The organism is Microbacterium sp., assembly GCF_046295495.1.
Classification (GTDB): Bacteria; Actinomycetota; Actinomycetes; order Actinomycetales; family Microbacteriaceae; genus Microbacterium.
This window is the reverse complement of sequence record NZ_JBKBNC010000017.1, coordinates 13,073-31,785: the sequence shown is the minus strand read 5'-3', so window position 1 is coordinate 31,785 and position 18,713 is coordinate 13,073. Positions and strand designations below refer to the sequence as shown.

The following is an 18,713-nucleotide window of genomic DNA, read 5'->3' as shown; positions in this document are numbered from 1 at the left end:
TCACCGCTCAGCGGCGTGCGAGATGGCGGGCCAGGAACGTCGCCGCCCGCAGGGTCAGCCTCGGCTCCGCGCGGCGCAGGTCGCGCACCACGACGACCTCGTCGTGATCCGCCGACGACACGGTCTGCGCCCAGCGGAGAGCGGCTTCCGGGGGCTGGCCGCCCACCGGGAGGTCGCCTCCGAACAGCTCCACGAGCCGGACCCGAGGGTCCTCCCGGTCACCGAAGATCTTCGCCGCGCGTTCGCTCTGCATGCTGCACCTCCCGGCATCCACGCTACGGATGCCGCCGCAGCGCCACCTCCTCCGCGGGGAGGAGATCAGCGGCCCGGCGGGTGCCGCCTCCCCGTTCGCATGGTTCGAGGCGAGGGCGCACCCCGGCGGCGGAGAACGCCGCACGCGGTTACCGCCGTCGTCCCGGAAACGACGAAGCCCGCCCCGCGATGCGGGACGGGCTGTCGAAAAGGCTGCGGCTCAGAGAGCGGCAACCGACTTCGCGATGGCCGACTTGCGGTTCGCGGCCTGGTTCTGGTGGATGACACCCTTGCTCACGGCCTTGTCGAGCTTCTTGGTCGCGGTGGCGAGCGCCTTGACGGCGGCTTCCTTGTCACCGGCCAGCACGGCTTCCTTGGTGCGACGCACGTGCGTCTTCAGCTCGCTCTTGACGGCCTTGTTGCGCTCGTGCGCCTTCTCGTTGGTCTTGTTGCGCTTGATCTGCGACTTGATGTTCGCCACGTCGACGGTCTTTCGTTTGAGTGAGTAGTGGATGTGCCGGGCGAGCGGTAGAGGGGCGCTGCACCGGCGGTCGTGGAGGTCGGGAAAAACCCCACACGCAAGCCAAGAGTCGAGACTACCAGGTCGAGGCTTCGACCGTCGTGAGCGCCACGTCCAGCAGCGCGTTGAACACGCGGGGCCGCATCGCCGTCACGAGGTGCGTCGTGCGCGGCACCACGATGAGCTCGGCGTCGCGGGCGACGGAGGTGAACAGCTTCTCGTTCACCCGCAGCTGGTCCCACTGCCCGTTGACGAACCAGAGCGGAACGTCGATGCGCCGCAGCGCGGCGAGCAGGTCGAGCACCGACAGCGAGGCGAGGGCGGTGTCCTGTGCGTCGAAGGCGTAACCACCCGCGCCGAAGTCGGACCGGGTCTCCGGGGGCAGGGTGCGTTCGAGCACGCGATTGGTCAACCCGAGGCCGCGATCGGGCAGGTCGTCGAAACGGCGCGCGAGGAAGCGGTAGGCGGCGAGGCCCACGCCCCGCGGGACGGAGGTGCAGGATGCCGCCACGAACGCCGCGACGGGGGGAGGCTCCTCGCGCCCGACGTACTCGACCGAGAGCAGTCCGCCCATCGAGTGGCCGACGAGAAGCACGGGACCGCGGCGGGCGGCATCCTGAACGGCGTCGTCGATCGTGGCGAACGCGCCGTCGAGTGTGAACTCCTCGCCTCGCCGCGTGCCATGCCCGGGCAGGTCGACGGCCGTCGCCGGATTCCCTCGCTCGCGCAGGTGCTCGAGCTGGGCGCGCCACATGGTCGCCGACGTGCGGATGCCGTGCACGAGCACGACCTGGACCGCCATGGCATCCAGCTTAGAAGCGCCGTCGAGGCGCAGCCTGAGCGTCCGCGGACGGCGATGTCGGCGGTCGCCGCGTAGAATCGACGGAACATGTCACCGCGCGCCCTGAAGCCCCTCGAGCCGTCCGCCACCCCGCCGGCGCAGATCCGCAACTTCTGCATCATCGCCCACATCGACCACGGCAAGTCGACGTTGGCCGACCGCATGCTGCAGATCACCGGCGTGGTCAGCGACCGCGACATGCGGGCGCAGTACCTCGACCGGATGGACATCGAGCGCGAGCGCGGCATCACGATCAAGTCGCAGGCGGTGCGCATGCCCTGGTCGACGGCCGACGGCACGTTCGCCCTGAACATGATCGACACGCCCGGCCACGTCGACTTCACCTACGAGGTCAGCCGCTCGCTCGCCGCGTGCGAGGGCGCGATCCTGCTGGTCGACGCCGCTCAGGGCATCGAGGCACAGACGCTCGCGAACCTCTACCTCGCTCTCGAGAACGACCTGCAGATCATCCCCGTGCTGAACAAGATCGACCTCCCGGCCGCCGATCCCGAGAAGTACGCGGCCGAGCTCGCCGGCCTCATCGGCGGAAACCCCGAAGACGTCCTGCGTGTCAGCGGCAAGACCGGCATGGGCGTCGAAGAACTGCTCGACCTCATCGTCGAGAAGATCCCCGCCCCCGTCGGCAAGCCCGACGCCCCGGCCCGCGCGATGATCTTCGACTCCGTCTACGACGCCTACCGCGGCGTGGTCACCTACGTCCGCATGATCGACGGGTCGCTGCAGCCCCGTGAGCGCATCCAGATGATGTCGACCACGGCCACGCACGAGCTCCTCGAGATCGGCGTGTCGAGCCCCGAGCCGGTGCCCACGCGCGGCCTCGGCGTCGGCGAGGTCGGCTACCTCATCACCGGCGTGAAAGACGTGCGCCAGTCGAAGGTCGGCGACACGATCACGACGCATCGCAAGCCCGCCACCGACGCCCTGCCCGGCTACACCGACCCGAAGCCCATGGTGTTCTCGGGCATCTACCCCATCGACGGCAGCGATTACGCCGAGCTGCGCGAAGCCCTCGACAAGCTCAAGCTCTCCGACGCCTCGCTGCAGTACGAGCCCGAGACCTCCGTGGCCCTCGGCTTCGGTTTCCGCGCGGGCTTCCTCGGTCTGCTGCACCTCGAGATCATCACCGAGCGCCTCTCGCGCGAGTTCGGTCTCGACCTCATCACCACCGCACCGTCGGTGACGTACGAGGTCACGACCGACACCGGCGAGACCGTCTCGGTCACCAACCCCAGCGAGTACCCCGACGGTCGCGTGGCCTCGGTCTCGGAGCCCATCGTCAAGGTCGGCATCCTGCTGCCGAAGGACTACGTCGGCACCGTCATGGAGCTCTGCCAGACAAGGCGCGGCACCCTGCTCGGCATGGAGTACCTCAGCGAAGACCGCGTCGAGCTGCGCTACCACATGCCCCTCGGTGAGATCGTGTTCGACTTCTTCGACCACCTCAAGTCGCGCACGCAGGGCTACGCCAGCCTCGACTACGAACCGGCCGGCCAGCAGACCGCCGACCTCGTGAAGGTCGACATCCTGCTGCAGGGTGAGAAGGTCGACGCCTTCAGCTCGATCGTGCACCGCGAGAAGGCGTACGCCTACGGCACCCTCATGGCCGAACGCCTGCGCAAGCTCATTCCGCGCCAGCAGTTCGAGGTGCCCATCCAGGCCGCGATCGGCGCCCGCATCATCGCGCGCGAGACCATCCGCGCCATCCGCAAAGACGTGCTCGCCAAGTGCTACGGCGGTGACATCACGCGTAAGCGCAAGCTCCTCGAGAAGCAGAAAGAGGGCAAGAAGCGCATGAAGATGGTCGGCCGCGTCGAGGTGCCGCAGGAGGCGTTCATCGCCGCCCTGTCGGGCGACGTCGAGACCAAGAAGTAAACCCGCGACACCGGAAGGGGCGGATCATGCGTCGGCAGAGCTTCACGGACGACACGGTCGACTACGCCGCGGTCGGCGCCACCCAGGCGCACGACCTCATGCAGTACCCGCCGGAGCACTCGCTGCCCGCCGAGGACTCCTGGCGGATCGGCAGCGGCGAGGAGCGCTTCACGGCGGCCGGCGAGCTGCTGCTGTCGTGGGCCCCGCTGCGCACCGGGGAGCTGAGCATCAGCGACGTGCGCCCGGCATCCGGAGCGGGCTACTCGGGCGTGGGTTTCGATGCCGACGGTTCGCCCGTCGCGCCCAGCAGCCTCGAGGCCGAGCAGCGCTTCGCCGCCGACGGCACGCCGTTCGTCAGCCCGGGCACGGGCGTGCGCCTGCACGGCAGGGTCGACGGACATCGCGCCGACGCCGAGCTGCGCGTCATCTCGGTGTTCGAGGAGCCGCGTCGCATCGGATTCATCCTCGGAACGGTGGGTCACTCGATCGTCAGCGGCGAGGAGCTGTTCGCGCTCGAGTGGCGCGACAACGACGAGGTGTGGTTCGTCGTGCGGGCGTTCGACCGCCCCACCGCCCCCTCGTACCGCCTCTTCACCAGCCGCGTGCGCCGGCGCCGCCGGGCGCTGTTCGCCCGTTACCTGCGGGCGATCTCGCCGTTGTACTCGTCCTGATGGGCGGGCCCCTCCCGCTCGGCGATCCCGCGCCCCTCGACGGTCGCCTGCCCGACGACCTCGACATCGACCCCACCGCCGACTTCGGCGTCTACCTGCACGTGCCGTTCTGCCGCGTGCGCTGCGGCTACTGCGACTTCAACACCTACACCGCGAGCGAGCTGCGCGGCGCCCGCCAAGACGACTTCGCCGACACCCTCGCCGCCGAGGTGCGTCTGGCGGGCACCGTGATGGATGCCGCGGGCGGTCGGCGCGCGGCATCTACGGTCTTCTTCGGAGGCGGCACGCCCACGTCGCTCCCGCCGGGCGACCTGGCCCGGATGCTGGATGCCGTGCGCGGGGAGTTCGGGATCGCCGACGGCGCCGAGGTCACCGTCGAGGCCAATCCCGACACGGTCGACGACGCCGTCGCCCAGACGCTCGCCGCGGCAGGCGTGACACGCCTGTCGATCGGCATGCAGTCGGCACGGCCGCACGTGCTCGCCGCCCTCGACCGCACCCACGATCCCGTGAACGTCGCCACCGCCGTCGCCGCGGCGCGCCGCGCGGGACTCGACGTGTCGGTCGACCTCATCTACGGCGCGCCGGGGGAGTCGCTCGACGACTGGCGCGCCTCGCTCGAGGCCGCCACGGCTCTCGCCCCCGACCACATCTCGGCCTACGCGCTCATCGTCGAAGACGGCACGAAGCTCGCGCGGCAGATCCGCTCGGGCGCCGTCGCGGAGCCCTCCGACGACCTGCAGGCCGACATGTACGAGCTCGCCGACGATCTGCTGACCGCGGCCGGCTTCGACTGGTACGAGGTGTCGAACTTCTCGCGCGGGGTCGCCCACCGCTCGCGCCACAACCTCGCGTACTGGCGGGGGACCGACTGGTGGGGCTTCGGACCCGGGGCGCACAGCCACGTCGCCGGCCTGCGCTGGTGGAACGTCAAGCACCCCGCCGCCTACGCCCAGCGTCTCGCGGGCGAGGAGTCGCCGGCCGCCGCGCGCGAACGCCCCGACGAGACCGCGCGCCGCCTCGAGTCGGTGCTGCTGCGCAGCCGCATCCGTGAAGGACTGGCCGTGTCGGAGATCCTCGGCGAGGGCCGCAAGGCGGTGGCATCCCTCATCGCCGACGGCCTCATCGACGGCACGGATGCCGTGCGCGGGCGCATCGTCCTCACTCGACGGGGACGCCTGCTGGCGGATGCCGTGGTGCGGGCGCTCACCGCCTGAGGCGTCTCGCCGCGGCGCGCGTGCCGGCGCGCGGCGCGCGCCGCCGGCCGCCTCCGGCACCGAGTCGGCGGCATCCCGTAGAATTGGCACTCAGCTGAGTCGAGTGCCAGACGGGAGGAGCAGCGCATGGTGTCGGAACGCGGCCTTCAGGTGCTCCGCGCGATCGTGCAGGACTACGTCGACACGCGCGAGCCGGTCGGCAGCAAGGCGATCGTCGACAGGCACGCGTTCGGCGTCTCGGCGGCCACGATCCGCAACGACATGGCGCTGCTCGAAGACGAAGACCTCATCGTCGCCCCGCACACCTCGTCGGGGCGCGTGCCCACCGACAAGGGCTACCGCGTCTTCGTCGATCACCTCGCCGAGCTCCGTCCGCTCTCGACGGCCCAGCGCAGCGCCATCACCTCGTTCCTCGACGAGGCCGGCGACCTCGACGACCTCCTCGCACGTACGGTGCGAGCACTCACGCACCTCACCGGCCAGGTGGCGATCGTGCAGTACCCCTCGTTCGCGCGCGCCAACGTCTCGCACGTCGAGCTCGTGGCCCTCGGCGGCCCGCGGGTGCTCGTCATCCTCGTGACCGACACCGGGCGGGTGTCGCAGCGCATCGCGCTGGTGCCGGTCGAGCCGAGCGACGGCGACGTCGCGCAGTTGCGCGCTCGTGTGACCGTGCTGCTCGTCGGGCACAGCGTCGCGGATTGCGCGCAGCGGGTCGCGAACGCGCTCGGCGACGGTCCCCGCCCGGGCTCGGTCCTCGACGTGATCGCCGACGCCGTCCTGCGCGTCGTGGGGGAGGAGCTCGAAGAGTTCCGCCAGGACCGACTCGTCATGGCCGGGGCCGCGACCCTCGCGAAACGGGAATCCGACTTCCGCGGCAGCATCTACCCCCTGCTCGAGGCCATCGAGGAGCAGGTCACGCTGCTTCGCCTGATGAGCGAGATGGTCGCCGACGAGCAGGGACTGTCGGCGAGCATCGGCCGCGAGAACGAGCAGTTCGGCCTCATCGAGGCCTCGGTGCTCGCCAGCCGTTACGACGGCTCCACCGGTGGTGCACGCGTGGGCCTGCTGGGCCCCACGCGCATGGACTACTCCTCCAACCTCGCGGCGGTCCGCGCCGTCGCGCACTATCTCACCCGAATGCTCGAAGACGACGACAGCGCGCGCTGACGAGCACCCAGGAGAACGACCCCGCGTGAGCGGGCAGGAAGGCGATTGTGGCTGACCACTACGAGGTCCTCGGCGTCGAACGCGATGCCAGCCCCGAAGACATCAAGCGTGCGTACCGACGTCTCGCGCGCCAGTTGCACCCCGACGTCAACCCCGGAGACGACGCCTCCGAGCGCTTCAAGCTCGTGACCCACGCCTACGACGTGCTCAGCGACCCCGAGCAGCGGCGTCGGTACGACATGGGCGGCGACCAGAGCCCGTTCGGCGGCGGGGGAGCGGCCGGTTTCGGCGGCTTCAGCGACATCTTCGAGACGTTCTTCGGCGGCGCCCAGGGCGGCGGCGGTCGTGGCCCTCGACCCCGCTCGCGCCGTGAGCGCGGGCAGGACGCCCTGGTGCGCGTGACGCTGCAGCTCGGCGACGTGGTCTTCGGCACGCACCGCGACCTCGAGGTCGACACCGCCGTGCTGTGCGAGACGTGCAAGGGCGCGTGCACGCAGCCTGGCACAAGCGAGGTCACCTGCGACATCTGCCACGGCTCCGGTCACGTGCAGCGCACGGTGCGCAGCCTCCTCGGCAACGTCGTCACCAGCGCGCCCTGCAGCGTCTGCCAGGGCCACGGCACGACCATCCCCTACCCCTGCGGCACCTGCCAGGGTCAGGGCCGTGTCCGCGCGCGCCGCACCGTCTCGGTCGACATCCCCGCCGGCGTCGAGTCGGGACTGCGCCTGCAGCTTCCGGGTTCGGGCGAGGTCGGCCCGGCGGGCGGCCCCAACGGCGACCTGTACCTCGAGATCACCGTCGAGCCCCACGACGCCTTCAGTCGCGAGGGCGACGACCTCATCGCGACCCTCGAGGTGTCGATGCCGGATGCCATCCTCGGCACCACCACGACGATCGAATCTCTCGACGGCGGCGTCGACCTCGAGGTGCGCGCGGGCGTGCAGTCGGGCGACGTGCTGACCATCAAGGGACGTGGGATCACGCCCCTGCGGGGGACCCAGCGCGGCGACCTGAAGGTCGACGTGCACGTGGTCACCCCCACGCGCCTCGATCACAAGGAGCGCGCCCTCATCGAGGAGTTCGCCAAGCGCACGAAGGCCCCCCGGCCGCGTCTCGCCGAGCACCAGCAGGGCATGTTCAGCAAGTTCCGCGACCGCTTCCGGCACTGACCGTGGCGCTTCACTTCGTCACCGACGACGCGGCATCCGCGCAGCCGGGCGACGCCGTGTCGCTCACGGGTGCCGAGGCGCACCACGCCGCGGCCGTGCGGCGCGTCCGCGTCGACGAGGCCGTGACCCTCGGCGACGGGCGCGGCGTATGGCTGGACGCCGTGGTGACGGCGTCGACGCCGAAGCAGGTCGACGTGCGGGTGACCGCGCGCGCCGAGGCGGCTCCGTCCACGCCGCGGTTCGTTCTCGTGCAGGCCCTCGCCAAGGGCGACCGCGACGAACTCGCCGTGCAGGCGGCGACCGAGCTCGGCGTCGACGCGATCGTGCCGTGGCAGGCGGCGCGCAGCGTCTCCCGATGGGATGCCAAGGCCGACAAGGGGCTCGCGCGGTGGCGCACGATCGTGCGCGAGGCGGCGAAGCAGGCCCACCGCGCGTGGATCCCCGAGGTGGAGGGCGTCGCGCGCACGGCCGACCTCGTGCGCCTCGCCGGCACGGCGCAGGTGCTGGTGCTGGAGCCGTCGGCATCCGTTCGCCTCACCGAGGTGGCCGCCGAGGCGGCGGACGGACGTGAGGTGGTGCTCGTCGTCGGCCCGGAGGGCGGCATCGCCCCCGAGGAGCTCGCCGCGCTCGAGAGCGCCGGTGCGCGGCTCGTGCGCCTCGGCGAGACCGTGCTGCGGACTTCCACCGCCGGGGCGGCGGCGATCTCGGTGCTGTCCGCGGCGCACGGGCGGTGGTGAGGCGGTCGCTTCTCCGGTTCGAGGCGCCAACGGAGGAATCCGCCCCGCACCGCTGGGCGCGTGCGGTGCCGCGACGGGATGCGTGCACGCCCGCCCGACCTGCGTGTCGGAGGCCCTCACTAGACTGGATGCCATGAGCGAACCGTCGATCTTCACGCGCATCCTCCGGGGCGAGATCCCCGCCGAGATCGTGGCCGAGACCGAGAACGCCTTCGCGATCCGTGACATCGCGCCGCAGGCTCCGGTGCACCTGCTCGTCATCCCGAAGACGCAGCAGTACCGCAACGTGGTCGAGCTCGCCGCCGGCGACCCCGATCTGCTCACCGAGGTCATCGGCCTCGCCAACGCCGTCGCGTCCGAGCACGCCGACGGCGACTTCCGTCTGATCTTCAACACCGGCGAGGGCGCCGGTCAGACCGTCTTCCACGTGCACGCCCACGTCCTCGCGGGCGGCCTGAACGAAAAGAGCCTGGGTGGCTGATTCCCCCGAAGAGACCGTCGTCGAGCACATCGCCGTCGACGGCGTGGCCATGGTGCAACTGCTCGGCCCGCAGGATCGGCTCCTGCGCGTGATCGAGAAGGAGCACCCAGACGTCGACGTGCACGTGCGCGGAAACGAGATCACGCTGTCGGGCGCGCCCGCGGCGGTGCGCGCGGCGCGCGGGCTCGTCGACGAGCTGCTCGCGATGACGCGCTCAGGTCAGGGCCTCGACCCGGCCGACGTGTCGACCTCGAACCGGATGCTGCGCACCGACGGCGGTCCGCGTCCCTCCGAGGTCATGGGCGAGGCGATCCTGTCGTCGCGCGGCAAGGTCATCCGCCCCAAGACGGCGGGCCAGAAGGAATACGTCGACGCGATCGACGAGAACACGATCGTGTTCGGCATCGGGCCGGCCGGTACCGGCAAGACCTATCTCGCGATGGCCAAGGCCGTGCAGGCGCTGCAGCGTAAAGAGGTCAGCCGCATCATCCTGACGCGTCCCGCGGTCGAGGCCGGCGAGCGCCTGGGCTTCCTCCCCGGCACCCTCACCGACAAGATCGACCCGTACCTGCGGCCGCTCTACGACGCGCTGAACGAGATGATGGACCCCGACATCGTCCCCAAGCTCATGGCGACGGGCACGATCGAGGTCGCGCCGCTCGCGTACATGCGCGGGCGCACGCTCAACGACTCGTTCGTCGTGCTCGACGAGGCGCAGAACACCACGCCCGAGCAGATGAAGATGTTCCTCACGCGTCTGGGCTTCGGCACGCGCATGGTCGTCACCGGCGACATCACGCAGGTCGACCTGCCGCAGGGCGCGTCGGGCCTCCGGCTCGTCACCCGCGTGCTCGGCGACATCGACGACATTCACTTCTCGCGCCTCACCAGCGACGACGTGGTGCGCCACTCGCTGGTCGGCCGCATCGTCGACGCGTACAGCGAGTACGACGAGAAGCGCCTCGCCGCCCGTCGCGAGCGAGACGAAGCCACCGAGTTCGCCACCCGTGCGGAGCGACGCGGCCCCGGTGCCGCCGGTCCCCGCGATCACCTCCCGAGACGAAACCGCTCATGACGATCGAGATCAACAACGAATCCGGCCACGAGGTCGACGAGCAGGTGCTGCTGCGCCTGATGGAGTACAACCTCTCGGAGCTGCACGTCAGCGCCGACGCCGACGTGGCCATCGTGCTCGTCGACGAGGGCGCGATGGAGTCGCTGCACGTGCAGTGGATGGACGAGCCGGGCCCCACCGACGTGCTGAGCTTCCCGATGGACGAACTGCGCCCCGGGTCGGAGGACGCCCCCACCCCGGCCGGCCTGCTCGGCGACATCGTGCTGTGCCCCGCGGTCGCCGAGACCCAGGCGGTCGCCGCGAAGCACTCGACGCAGGACGAACTCATCCTCCTCACCACCCACGGTCTTCTGCACCTGCTGGGGTTCGACCACGCCGAACCCGATGAGGAACGCGAGATGTTCGGACTGCAGCGCGAGCTGATCGCCGGCTTCCAGGCCGTCGAGCGCCACCGCCGCGCATGACCGAGGCGCTGCTCCTCGTCGCCGCCTTCCTCCTGGTCGCCTTCGGTGGCCTCATGGCGGCGTCCGAGGCGGCGTTGGGTGTCACCTCGCGCGCCGACCTGCTCGAACTGGGCGCGTCGGGGCGCAACGCCCGTGCGCTGCGCCGTATCGCCGACGACACGAGTGCCCACGTCACCGCCGTCGTCTTCATCCGCGTCCTCGCCGAGACGACCGCCGCCGTGCTGGTCGCCGCGGCGTTCATGCTCATCTTCGACGACATCTGGCTGGCCGTCGCGGCCGCGGCGGTGCTCATGACGGGCATCTCGTTCGTCGCCGTGGGGGCGAGTCCGCGCTCGGTCGGGCGGCAGCACGCCCGCGGTCTGCTGCGCGGCGGTGCGCCGATCATCCGCGGCATGCGCATCCTGCTCGGTCCCCTCGCGCACGGCCTCGTGGCCGTCGGAAACCGCGTGACCCCGGGGATCACCCATTCGACGTCGTTCGCGTCGGAGGAGCAGTTGCTCAGCATCATCGACGAGGCGACCGAGAACGAGCTCATCGAGGAAGACGACCGCGAACTCATCCACTCGGTCTTCGACTTCACCGACCGGTACGTGCGCGAGGTGATGGTCCCGCGCACCGACATGGTGACGGTGGATGCCGCAGCCACCTCCCGCGAAGCGCTCGCGCTGTTCCTCGACAAGGGCGTCTCGCGCGTCCCCCTCGCCGACGACGACGCCGACGACGTCGTGGGGGTGCTGTACCTGAAAGACCTGGTGCAGTTCGGCTTCCGCGATGAGGCGGGCTGGCGCGACGCGCCCATCCGTCGAATCGCGCGTCCCGCCGTGTTCGTCCCCGAGTCGATGAAGGCCGAGACCCTGCTGCAGCAGATGAAGAAGGATGCCGTGCACGTCTGCCTGGTCGTCGACGAGTACGGCGGGGTCGCGGGCCTCGTGACCCTCGAAGACCTCATCGAGGAGCTCGTGGGCGAGATCGCCGACGAGTACGACGCCCCCTCCACCGAGGTCGTCGAGCTGCCCGACGGTCGCTACCGCGTGAACGCCCGCCTCGGTCTCGACGAGGTCGGCGACCTGTTCGGCCTCGAGCTCGACGACGAAGACGTCGACTCGATCGGTGGTCTGCTGGGCAAGGCCCTCGGACGCATCCCGCAGCCCGGCGCCACCGCCGAGCACTCCGGCCTCGTGATGACCGGCGGCGCCTCGCGCGGTCGGAACCGGGGCATCGCCACCGTGATCGTCGAGCGCAGCGAACAGCTCGTCGACGACGACGTCGAGGTCGAAGCCTCGACGCGTGAAAGGAACGACAGATGACCGACACCCGATCCGGCTTCGTGACCTTCGTGGGCCGGCCGAACGTCGGCAAGTCCACGCTGACCAACGCGCTCGTGGGCGAGAAGGTCGCCATCACGAGCGAGAAGCCGCAGACCACGCGCCGCGCCATCCGCGGCATCGTCAACCGTCCCGGCGGGCAGCTCGTGGTCGTCGACACCCCCGGCATCCACCGCCCGCGCACCCTTCTCGGGCAGCGCCTGAACGACCTCGTCGAGCAGGTGCTCGGCGACGTCGACGTGATCGCCTTCTGCGCCCCGGCGACCGAGAAGGTCGGTCCCGGAGACCGTCGCATCGCCGAATCGCTGTCGGGCTACCCGCGCGCGAAGAAGGTCGCGCTCGTCACGAAGACCGACGCGGCGACGCGTGATCAGATCACCGAGCGCCTCGTCGAGGTCGACGCCCTGCGCGAGGACTGGGCCGCGGTCATCCCGCTGTCGGCCGTCACCAACGACCAGCTCGACGTGCTGAGCGACGAACTGCTCGCCCTCATGCCCGTGGGCCCGGCGCTCTACGCCGACGACGTGGTGACCGACGAGACGCTCGAAGACCGCATCGCCGAGATCATCCGCGAAGCGGCGCTGCACGGGGTGCGCGATGAGCTTCCCCACTCGATCGCCGTGACCGTCGACGACGTCGCCCCCCGCGAAGACAGCGACCTCACCGACGTGTGGGCGAACATCGTGGTCGAGCGCGACAGTCAGAAGGCGATCATCATCGGTCGCAAGGGCTCGCGCCTGGCCGATGTGGGCGCGCGCGCCCGCGCCGGCATCGAACCGCTGGTCGGTGGCCGTGTCTACCTTTCGCTGCACGTCCGTGTCGCGAAAGAATGGCAGCGCGACCCCAAGCAGCTGGGGCGCCTCGGCTTCTGAGCCCGGCCCGCCGGACGACGCCGGCGGCGCCACCGGCCCCGACGATCACAGACGCCGACTACGGGCGCCGACCGCGACCGCGGATCGACGGCGCCCGGCACGGCGTCGCCGAGCACGACTCACGAACCACAACGACGGAAGGTGCGGTCATGGCGAAGAGGTGGACGGCTCCGGCCCCCGGCCCCATCGAGACCTGGAGCTTCGACGAGGTCGAGGTTCCCGCTCCGGGGCCCGACGAGGTCACGATCCGCGTCCGCGCGGCGGGGGTCAACCCCGCCGATGCGAAGCACGTCGCCCAGGCGCGACCGGGAGCTCGGTTCCCCGTGCCCATCGGCTATGAGCTGTCGGGCGAGATCACCGCCGTCGGCACCGACGCCGTGGGCGGATCGGGCGACCTGCACACGGGCGACGAGGTCGTGGCGTTCCGGGTGCAGGGTGCCTATGCCACCTTCGTCACCGTCCCCGCGCGCGACGTGTTCGCCAAGCCCGCGACGCTCTCGCACCCCGAGGCGGCGAACCTCCTCCTCGCCGGGACGACCGCCGCCGAGATGATCCAGGTCACGCGCGTGGTCGCGGGCGAGACCGTGCTCCTGCACGCGGCTTCCGGGGCGGTCGGGGTGAGCCTGCTGCAGCAGGCTCGCGCCCTCGGCGTGCGCGTGATCGGTACGGTGAGCCCGGATGCCGCCGACTCAGCGGAACGCGTGCGTCACTACGGCGGCATCCCGGTGGCCTACGGCGCCGGTCTGCGCGAGCGCGTCGAGGCCGCGGCCGACGGCGCACCGATCGCCGCGGCCTGGGATGCCGCGGGCACCGACGAGGCCATCGATGTGTCGCTCGAATTCGTCACCCCGCGCGACCGCATCGTCACGATCGTGGCGCCGGACCGCGCGAAGGACGACGACTTCCTCTGGATCGCCGGGGCGCGGCCCGAGAGCGCACGGTTCCGCGACATCGCGCGGGCGCGCGTGCTCGAGCTCGCGGCATCCGGAGCCCTCGAGGTGCCGATCGCGCGCACCTACCCCCTCGCCGACGCGATCGACGCGGTGGGATTCGTGATGACGGGCCACCCCGGCGGCAAGGTCGCGCTGGAGCCGTGAGCACACCCGCCGCGGCAGAGCCCTCGCCGTTCCTGCTGCCGCCCGCGCCCGAGGCCCTCGAGGTGGAGCGCGAGCGCGTGCGGCTCCGACCGTTCGTCGAAGCCGATCTCGAGGCCATGGCCGTCTACCGGGGCGATGCGGAGGTGTGCCGTTTCCTGCCGTTCGAGCCGCAGTCGCCCGACGACATCCGTCGTCGCATCGGCCACCTCTTCGGTCGAACGAGTCTGCACGGCGAGAACGCCGGCGTCGTGCTCGTGATCGAGGGGGTGAGCGATGCAGAGGTCATCGGCGATCTCGTGCTCTTCCACGTCGACACGGCGGCGGGCTCGGCCGAGATCGGCTGGGTCGTGAGCCCGGCGGCATCCGGCCGGGGGCTCGCCACCGAGGCGGTGCGCGCGCTCATCGACACGGCGTTCAGCGTGTACGGGCTCCGTCGCCTGGTCGCGCGGATCGATGCCGAGAACACCCGGTCGGCGGCCCTCGCCGAGCGTCTCGGCATGCGGCGCGAGGCGCACCTCGTCGAGAACGAGTGGTTCAAGGGCCGTTGGAGCGACGAGCTCGACTACGCCGTGCTGGCCCGCGAGTGGCGTCTCGACGACGCGGGGGGCGACGCGGGGGAGTGAGCCCGCGCACGGGGGGCTGCTACGATCGCAGAATGCGCTTCGGTGGCCTGCTTCTTCTTAGCTGCCGCGACGAGTCCTCGTTCTAAGGGCCTTCCTCGTCGCGGAGATCGTCGTCGGCCCCACCGAACGAATCTAAAGAAGCGACACATCATGAAGAACACCCAGAAGCCCACGTCCGCTCCGGTGCACAAGTACCGTCCGTTCCACGAGCAGATCCGCGTCGACCTGCCGGACCGCACCTGGCCCTCGAACCGCATCGAGACCGCGCCCCGTTGGTGCGCCGTCGACCTGCGCGACGGCAACCAGGCTCTCATCGATCCGATGAGCCCCGAGCGCAAGCGCGTGATGTTCGATCTGCTCGTCAAGATGGGCTACAAGGAGATCGAGGTCGGTTTCCCCAGCGCCAGCCAGACCGACTTCGACTTCGTCCGTCAGCTCATCGACGAGGACCTGATTCCCGACGACGTCACCATCCAGGTGCTGACGCAGGCGCGCGAGCACCTGATCGCCCGCACGTACGATGCGATCGCCGGTGCCAAGCAGGCCATCGTGCACCTGTACAACTCCACGAGCGTGTTGCAGCGCGAGGTCGTCTTCCGCACCGATGAGCAGGGCATCGTCGACATCGCCCTCGAGGGCGCGCGCCTGTGCCGCAAGTACGAAGCGACGATCCCGCAGACTGAGGTCTTCTACGAGTACTCGCCCGAGAGCTACACGGGTACGGAGCTCGAGTTCGCCCTCCGCATCTGCAACGAGGTGCTGGAGGTGCTCGAGCCCACGCCCGAGCGCAAGGTCATCCTGAACCTGCCCGCCACCGTCGAGATGGCCACCCCCAACGTCTACGCCGACTCGATCGAGTGGATGTCGCGCCACCTGAACCACCGCGAGAACGTCATCCTCTCGCTGCACCCGCACAACGACCGCGGGACCGCCGTCGCCGCCGCCGAGCTGGGTTACCTGGCCGGCGCCGATCGCATCGAGGGCTGCCTGTTCGGCAACGGGGAGCGCACCGGCAACGTCGACCTGGTCGCCCTGGGCGTCAACATGCTGACGCAGGGCATCGACCCCCAGATCGACTTCAGCGACATCGACCAGGTCAAGCGCACGGTCGAGTACTGCAACCAGCTGCCCGTCCCCGAGCGCAGCCCGTGGGCCGGCGACCTCGTGTTCACGGCCTTCAGCGGTTCGCATCAGGATGCCATCAAGAAGGGCTTCGAGGCCATGGAGGCCCGCGCGGAAGCCGAAGGCAAGAGCATCGACGACATCGAGTGGGCGGTGCCGTACCTGCCCATCGACCCGAAGGACCTGGGCCGTTCGTACGAGGCCGTCATCCGCGTGAACTCGCAGTCGGGCAAGGGCGGCGTCGCCTACCTGCTCAAGGCCGATCATGCGATCGATCTGCCGCGCAAACTGCAGATCGAGTTCTCCGGCGTCGTGCAGGCACGCACCGATGCTGAGGGCGGCGAGGTCTCGAGCGCGCAGATCTGGGACATCTTCACCGACGAATACCTTCCCGCGGAAGACGACACCCAGCGGTGGGGCCGCTTCGAGCTGGTGTCGACCCGGTCGTCCAGCGACATGTCGGGCGACGTGCACCTCGACGTCTCGCTGCGCGACGGCGATGCCGTGCACCCCGCGTCCGCCGTCGGCAACGGGCCGGTGGCCGCGTTCCTCGAGATCGTGCGGGCACAGGGCTTCGAGGTCACGCTCTACGACTACGTCGAGCACGCGCTCAGCTCCGGTGGCGACGCCCAGGCCGCGGCCTACGTCGAGCTGCAGGTCGACGACCAGCGACTGTGGGGCGTGGGCATCGACGGCGACATCTCGACCGCGTCCCTGAAGGCGATCGTCTCCGGCGTGAACCGCGCGATCCGCACGCGCCAGTCGTCCGGCGCCCTCGCCGGCGTCTGAGCGTCGGGCCGTGGCCTACGCCCACGGACACCACGAGAGCGTGCTGCGTTCCCACGCCGCCCGCACCGTCGCCGACTCGGCGGCCTACCTGGTGTCTTCCCTGTTCGCCGGCGCCCGCATCCTCGATGTGGGCGCCGGCCCCGGCACCATCACCGTCGACCTCGCCGACCGGGTCTTCCCGGGCGAGGTCGTGGGGGTGGATGCCGCCCCCGACGTCGTCGACATCGCCCGTGCCGCCGTGGGTGGGCGCACGAACGTGACGTTCCGCACCGGCGATGCGTACGCGCTCGACGTGCCCGACGCCTCGTTCGACATCGTCCACGCGCACCAGGTGCTTCAACACCTCGCGCGGCCCGTCGAGGCGCTGCGGGAGTTCCGCCGCGTCGCGGGACACGAGGGCTTGGTCGCGGTGCGCGACGTCGATTACGGCGGCGTGATCTGGCATCCCCTCATCCCCGCCCTCGACGAGTGGCTCGAGATCTATCACGGCGTCCACCGCGGATCGTCGGGGGAGCCCGATGCGGGCCGCGCGCTCAAGGCGTGGGCCCGGGAAGCCGGATTCACCCGCGTCGAGGCGAGCGCGAGCGTGTGGGTGTTCGACACGCCCGACAAGCGCGCGTGGTGGGGCGGGATGTGGGCCGACCGGGTGCTCGCGTCCGCGTTCGCCGGGCACGCTCGCCGCCTCGGTCTCGCCGACGACGCGACGCTGCAACGCATCTCCGACGCCTGGCGCGAATGGGCGGCGCACCCCGACGGGTGGATCCTCCTGCCCCACGGTGAGGTGCGAGCGCGGGCGTGACGCGCGGGAGGGCGTCGACACCGATGCGAGGATGGGTCGCGTGATCCGTGTCGACGCCCTCTCCCGCTATCCCGTGAAGGGCTTCACGCCCGAGAGGCGCGAGAGCCTCGTGATCCAGCCCGACGGTCGCGTGCCGGGCGATCGTTCCCTCGTGTTCCGCTTCGCGGACGCCCTCGAGCCGGCGGATGCCACCTACCCGAAGAGCCGCGGACTCGCGCTCATGACGTTCCCCACCCTGGCCCGCATCGATCTCGCGTTCGACGACGAGGCGCAGACCCTGCGCCTGCGCGTCGACGACATCGACGTGACGGCCGATCTGAGCGAGGAGGGCCGCGCGCGCCTCAGCGAGGCGGTCACCGCGTATCTGCTCACGACGAGTGATGCGCGACTGCTCGAGGCCGATGGCATCCTGCCCCTCGGTCTTCTCGGCGACGGTCGCACCGCGCGGTTCCAGGACCGTCCACAGGGATACATCTCGCTGCACGGTGCGGCGTCGGTGGAAGCGGTGGATGCCGCGGTGACGGCGCCCGTCGACGATCGCCGGTTCCGCTCGAACATCGTCGTCTCGGGAGCCGAGGCGTGGACCGAGCTCGAGTGGACCGGACGTCTCCGCATCGGCGAGGTGCTGTTCGAGGTGCAGAAGCCGATCGAACGGTGCGCGGCCATCACCGCCAATCCCGACACGGGCGTGCGCGACGCACGCCTGCTGCGCGTGCTCACGAGCGAGTTCGGTCAGGCCGAGGCGACCCTCGGCATCCTTCTGCTTCCCGTGGAGGGGGGCGGCACGATCCGCGTCGGCGACGAGGTCACGCTCGTCCCACCCGCCTGAGGGGTCGCTTTCTGTCGCCTCGGCCGGCGCTCGGCGACGCTTTCCGACCCCTCACGCGCGGGGTGGGTCGGAGGGACGGATGATCGGGATGCCGGTGGTCTCGACCGCGACCTTGCGGCGGTAGAGCTTGCGCTGCTCGGGCAGCGAGAGGTCGAACAGCACCGCGAGCACCCGGATGACGGTGGTCACGACGAGCCCGACGACGGCGGCGAGCGGCAGCGGCACCCCGAACGCCGCCGTCACGGCGAGCACCGCGCAGCCGCCGCCCGCGGCGACGGCGTAGAGCGAGCCGACGTGCATGATCGCCACCGGCAGCCCCATGAGCACGTCGCGCAGCACGCTGCCGCCGACCGCCGCGAGTACGCCCACGAAGACCGCGGGCACCGCGGGCAGTCCCAGGGCCAGCGCCTTCGAGGTGCCGAACGCGCCGAACAGGCCGATCACCACCGCGTCGAGCATGACGATCGCGCGGTTCAGCCGCTGGAAGATCCCCGACAGCAGCATGCCCACGATCGAGGCGAGGGTCGCGGTGATGAGGTACCAGTCGCTCTGGAGGGTCGCCGGGGTCAGTCCCAGCAGCAGGTCGCGGATGAGCCCCCCGCCCATCCCCAGCAGGATGCCGATGATCGCGACCCCGAGGAGATCGAGGCGGCGCTGACCCTGGAAGCCCGAGGCGAACAGCGCGCCCTGCACGCCACCGAGCGCGACGGCGGTGAGATCCGCCCACAGGGGGATGACGAAGGAGGGCGCGTCCACGGCATCCATTCTTC

At 70.6% G+C, this 18,713-nt stretch carries 20 protein-coding genes; 16 read left to right on the top strand and 4 right to left on the bottom strand.

The genetic code is table 11. The features are described from left to right. Positions 1–7: 7 nt before the first annotated feature. The 3 genes from ACK4LS_RS08615 to ACK4LS_RS08605 form a co-directional block, all read right to left on the bottom strand. Positions 8–253: a hypothetical protein gene (locus ACK4LS_RS08615; protein WP_409716091.1), complete on the bottom strand. Its 246-nt coding sequence runs from the start codon at positions 251–253 to the stop codon at positions 8–10. A gap of 219 nt (positions 254–472) precedes the next feature. Next, the gene (rpsT, locus tag ACK4LS_RS08610; RefSeq protein WP_013586458.1) at positions 473–733 is read right to left on the bottom strand and encodes a 30S ribosomal protein S20; all 261 of its coding nucleotides are present in this window, start codon (positions 731–733) and stop codon (positions 473–475) included. A 115-nt stretch (positions 734–848) separates the two neighbouring features. Continuing rightward, entirely contained in the window at positions 849–1,574 is a 726-nt protein-coding gene (locus ACK4LS_RS08605) for an alpha/beta fold hydrolase (RefSeq protein ID WP_409716087.1), read from the bottom strand. Between the two features lie 87 nt (positions 1,575–1,661). Between ACK4LS_RS08605 and lepA the strand changes: the two genes are divergently transcribed. The 16 genes from lepA to ACK4LS_RS08525 all read left to right on the top strand — a co-directional run bounded on the left by lepA (position 1,662) and on the right by ACK4LS_RS08525 (position 17,943). Then, complete coding sequence (lepA, locus tag ACK4LS_RS08600; protein WP_409716084.1) at positions 1,662–3,506, top strand: translation elongation factor 4; 1,845 nt, start codon at positions 1,662–1,664, stop codon at positions 3,504–3,506. A 26-nt stretch (positions 3,507–3,532) separates the two neighbouring features. Then, positions 3,533–4,177, top strand: coding sequence for a DUF1990 family protein (locus ACK4LS_RS08595; RefSeq protein ID WP_409716081.1), 645 nt, complete (start codon positions 3,533–3,535; stop codon positions 4,175–4,177). Further along, positions 4,177–5,394 (top strand): radical SAM family heme chaperone HemW, encoded by a 1,218-nt coding sequence (gene hemW, locus ACK4LS_RS08590; protein WP_409716078.1) that lies wholly within the window; start codon positions 4,177–4,179, stop codon positions 5,392–5,394. Before ACK4LS_RS08595 ends, hemW begins: the two co-directional genes overlap by 1 nt. A 126-nt stretch (positions 5,395–5,520) precedes the next feature. Further along, complete coding sequence (gene hrcA, locus ACK4LS_RS08585) at positions 5,521–6,561, top strand: heat-inducible transcriptional repressor HrcA (RefSeq protein WP_409716076.1); 1,041 nt, start codon at positions 5,521–5,523, stop codon at positions 6,559–6,561. A 47-nt stretch (positions 6,562–6,608) separates the two neighbouring features. Beyond that, positions 6,609–7,730: a molecular chaperone DnaJ gene (gene dnaJ / locus ACK4LS_RS08580; protein WP_409716073.1), complete on the top strand. Its 1,122-nt coding sequence runs from the start codon at positions 6,609–6,611 to the stop codon at positions 7,728–7,730. 2 nt (positions 7,731–7,732) lie between these two features. After that, complete coding sequence (locus ACK4LS_RS08575; protein WP_409716070.1) at positions 7,733–8,467, top strand: 16S rRNA (uracil(1498)-N(3))-methyltransferase; 735 nt, start codon at positions 7,733–7,735, stop codon at positions 8,465–8,467. A gap of 133 nt (positions 8,468–8,600) precedes the next feature. Beyond that, complete coding sequence (locus ACK4LS_RS08570) at positions 8,601–8,948, top strand: HIT domain-containing protein (protein WP_409716068.1); 348 nt, start codon at positions 8,601–8,603, stop codon at positions 8,946–8,948. 49 nt (positions 8,949–8,997) lie between these two features. Further along, on the top strand, positions 8,998–10,023 hold the full coding sequence (locus ACK4LS_RS08565; protein ID WP_409716162.1) for a PhoH family protein: 1,026 nt from the start codon (positions 8,998–9,000) through the stop codon (positions 10,021–10,023). Next, entirely contained in the window at positions 10,020–10,487 is a 468-nt protein-coding gene (ybeY, locus tag ACK4LS_RS08560; RefSeq protein ID WP_409716065.1) for an rRNA maturation RNase YbeY, read from the top strand. The genes ACK4LS_RS08565 and ybeY overlap by 4 nt, the downstream gene beginning before the upstream one ends. Continuing rightward, on the top strand, positions 10,484–11,794 hold the full coding sequence (locus ACK4LS_RS08555) for a hemolysin family protein (RefSeq protein ID WP_409716062.1): 1,311 nt from the start codon (positions 10,484–10,486) through the stop codon (positions 11,792–11,794). The genes ybeY and ACK4LS_RS08555 overlap by 4 nt, the downstream gene beginning before the upstream one ends. Next, positions 11,791–12,684 (top strand): GTPase Era, encoded by an 894-nt coding sequence (gene era, locus ACK4LS_RS08550; RefSeq protein ID WP_409716059.1) that lies wholly within the window; start codon positions 11,791–11,793, stop codon positions 12,682–12,684. The genes ACK4LS_RS08555 and era overlap by 4 nt, the downstream gene beginning before the upstream one ends. A 149-nt stretch (positions 12,685–12,833) precedes the next feature. Continuing rightward, on the top strand, positions 12,834–13,781 hold the full coding sequence (locus ACK4LS_RS08545) for a zinc-binding alcohol dehydrogenase family protein (protein ID WP_409716056.1): 948 nt from the start codon (positions 12,834–12,836) through the stop codon (positions 13,779–13,781). Further along, positions 13,778–14,404, top strand: coding sequence for a GNAT family N-acetyltransferase (locus ACK4LS_RS08540; RefSeq protein WP_409716053.1), 627 nt, complete (start codon positions 13,778–13,780; stop codon positions 14,402–14,404). Before ACK4LS_RS08545 ends, ACK4LS_RS08540 begins: the two co-directional genes overlap by 4 nt. A 150-nt stretch (positions 14,405–14,554) precedes the next feature. Then, complete coding sequence (leuA, locus tag ACK4LS_RS08535; protein ID WP_409716050.1) at positions 14,555–16,315, top strand: 2-isopropylmalate synthase; 1,761 nt, start codon at positions 14,555–14,557, stop codon at positions 16,313–16,315. 10 nt (positions 16,316–16,325) lie between these two features. Beyond that, the gene (locus ACK4LS_RS08530; RefSeq protein ID WP_409716047.1) at positions 16,326–17,114 is read left to right on the top strand and encodes a methyltransferase domain-containing protein; all 789 of its coding nucleotides are present in this window, start codon (positions 16,326–16,328) and stop codon (positions 17,112–17,114) included. A 40-nt stretch (positions 17,115–17,154) separates the two neighbouring features. Then, positions 17,155–17,943, top strand: coding sequence for an MOSC domain-containing protein (locus ACK4LS_RS08525; RefSeq protein WP_409716044.1), 789 nt, complete (start codon positions 17,155–17,157; stop codon positions 17,941–17,943). Positions 17,944–17,994: 51 nt separating this feature from the next. Here the strand turns inward: ACK4LS_RS08525 and ACK4LS_RS08520 are convergent, their stop codons facing one another. Further along, positions 17,995–18,708, bottom strand: a complete 714-nt coding sequence (locus tag ACK4LS_RS08520; RefSeq protein WP_409716041.1) for a trimeric intracellular cation channel family protein — start codon at positions 18,706–18,708, stop codon at positions 17,995–17,997. Positions 18,709–18,713: the final 5 nt, after the last annotated feature.

Coding starts and splice junctions, on each gene's coding strand:
- ACK4LS_RS08615 (WP_409716091.1), bottom strand. CDS start 253: ATGCAGAGCGAACGCGCGGCGAAGATCTTCGGTGACCGGGAGGACCCT.
- ACK4LS_RS08605 (WP_409716087.1), bottom strand. CDS start 1,574: ATGGCGGTCCAGGTCGTGCTCGTGCACGGCATCCGCACGTCGGCGACC.
- lepA (WP_409716084.1), top strand. CDS start 1,662: ATGTCACCGCGCGCCCTGAAGCCCCTCGAGCCGTCCGCCACCCCGCCG.
- ACK4LS_RS08595 (WP_409716081.1), top strand. CDS start 3,533: ATGCGTCGGCAGAGCTTCACGGACGACACGGTCGACTACGCCGCGGTC.
- hemW (WP_409716078.1), top strand. CDS start 4,177: ATGGGCGGGCCCCTCCCGCTCGGCGATCCCGCGCCCCTCGACGGTCGC.
- hrcA (WP_409716076.1), top strand. CDS start 5,521: ATGGTGTCGGAACGCGGCCTTCAGGTGCTCCGCGCGATCGTGCAGGAC.
- ACK4LS_RS08570 (WP_409716068.1), top strand. CDS start 8,601: ATGAGCGAACCGTCGATCTTCACGCGCATCCTCCGGGGCGAGATCCCC.
- ACK4LS_RS08565 (WP_409716162.1), top strand. CDS start 8,998: ATGGTGCAACTGCTCGGCCCGCAGGATCGGCTCCTGCGCGTGATCGAG.
- ybeY (WP_409716065.1), top strand. CDS start 10,020: ATGACGATCGAGATCAACAACGAATCCGGCCACGAGGTCGACGAGCAG.
- ACK4LS_RS08555 (WP_409716062.1), top strand. CDS start 10,484: ATGACCGAGGCGCTGCTCCTCGTCGCCGCCTTCCTCCTGGTCGCCTTC.
- era (WP_409716059.1), top strand. CDS start 11,791: ATGACCGACACCCGATCCGGCTTCGTGACCTTCGTGGGCCGGCCGAAC.
- ACK4LS_RS08545 (WP_409716056.1), top strand. CDS start 12,834: ATGGCGAAGAGGTGGACGGCTCCGGCCCCCGGCCCCATCGAGACCTGG.
- leuA (WP_409716050.1), top strand. CDS start 14,555: ATGAAGAACACCCAGAAGCCCACGTCCGCTCCGGTGCACAAGTACCGT.
- ACK4LS_RS08520 (WP_409716041.1), bottom strand. CDS start 18,708: ATGGATGCCGTGGACGCGCCCTCCTTCGTCATCCCCCTGTGGGCGGAT.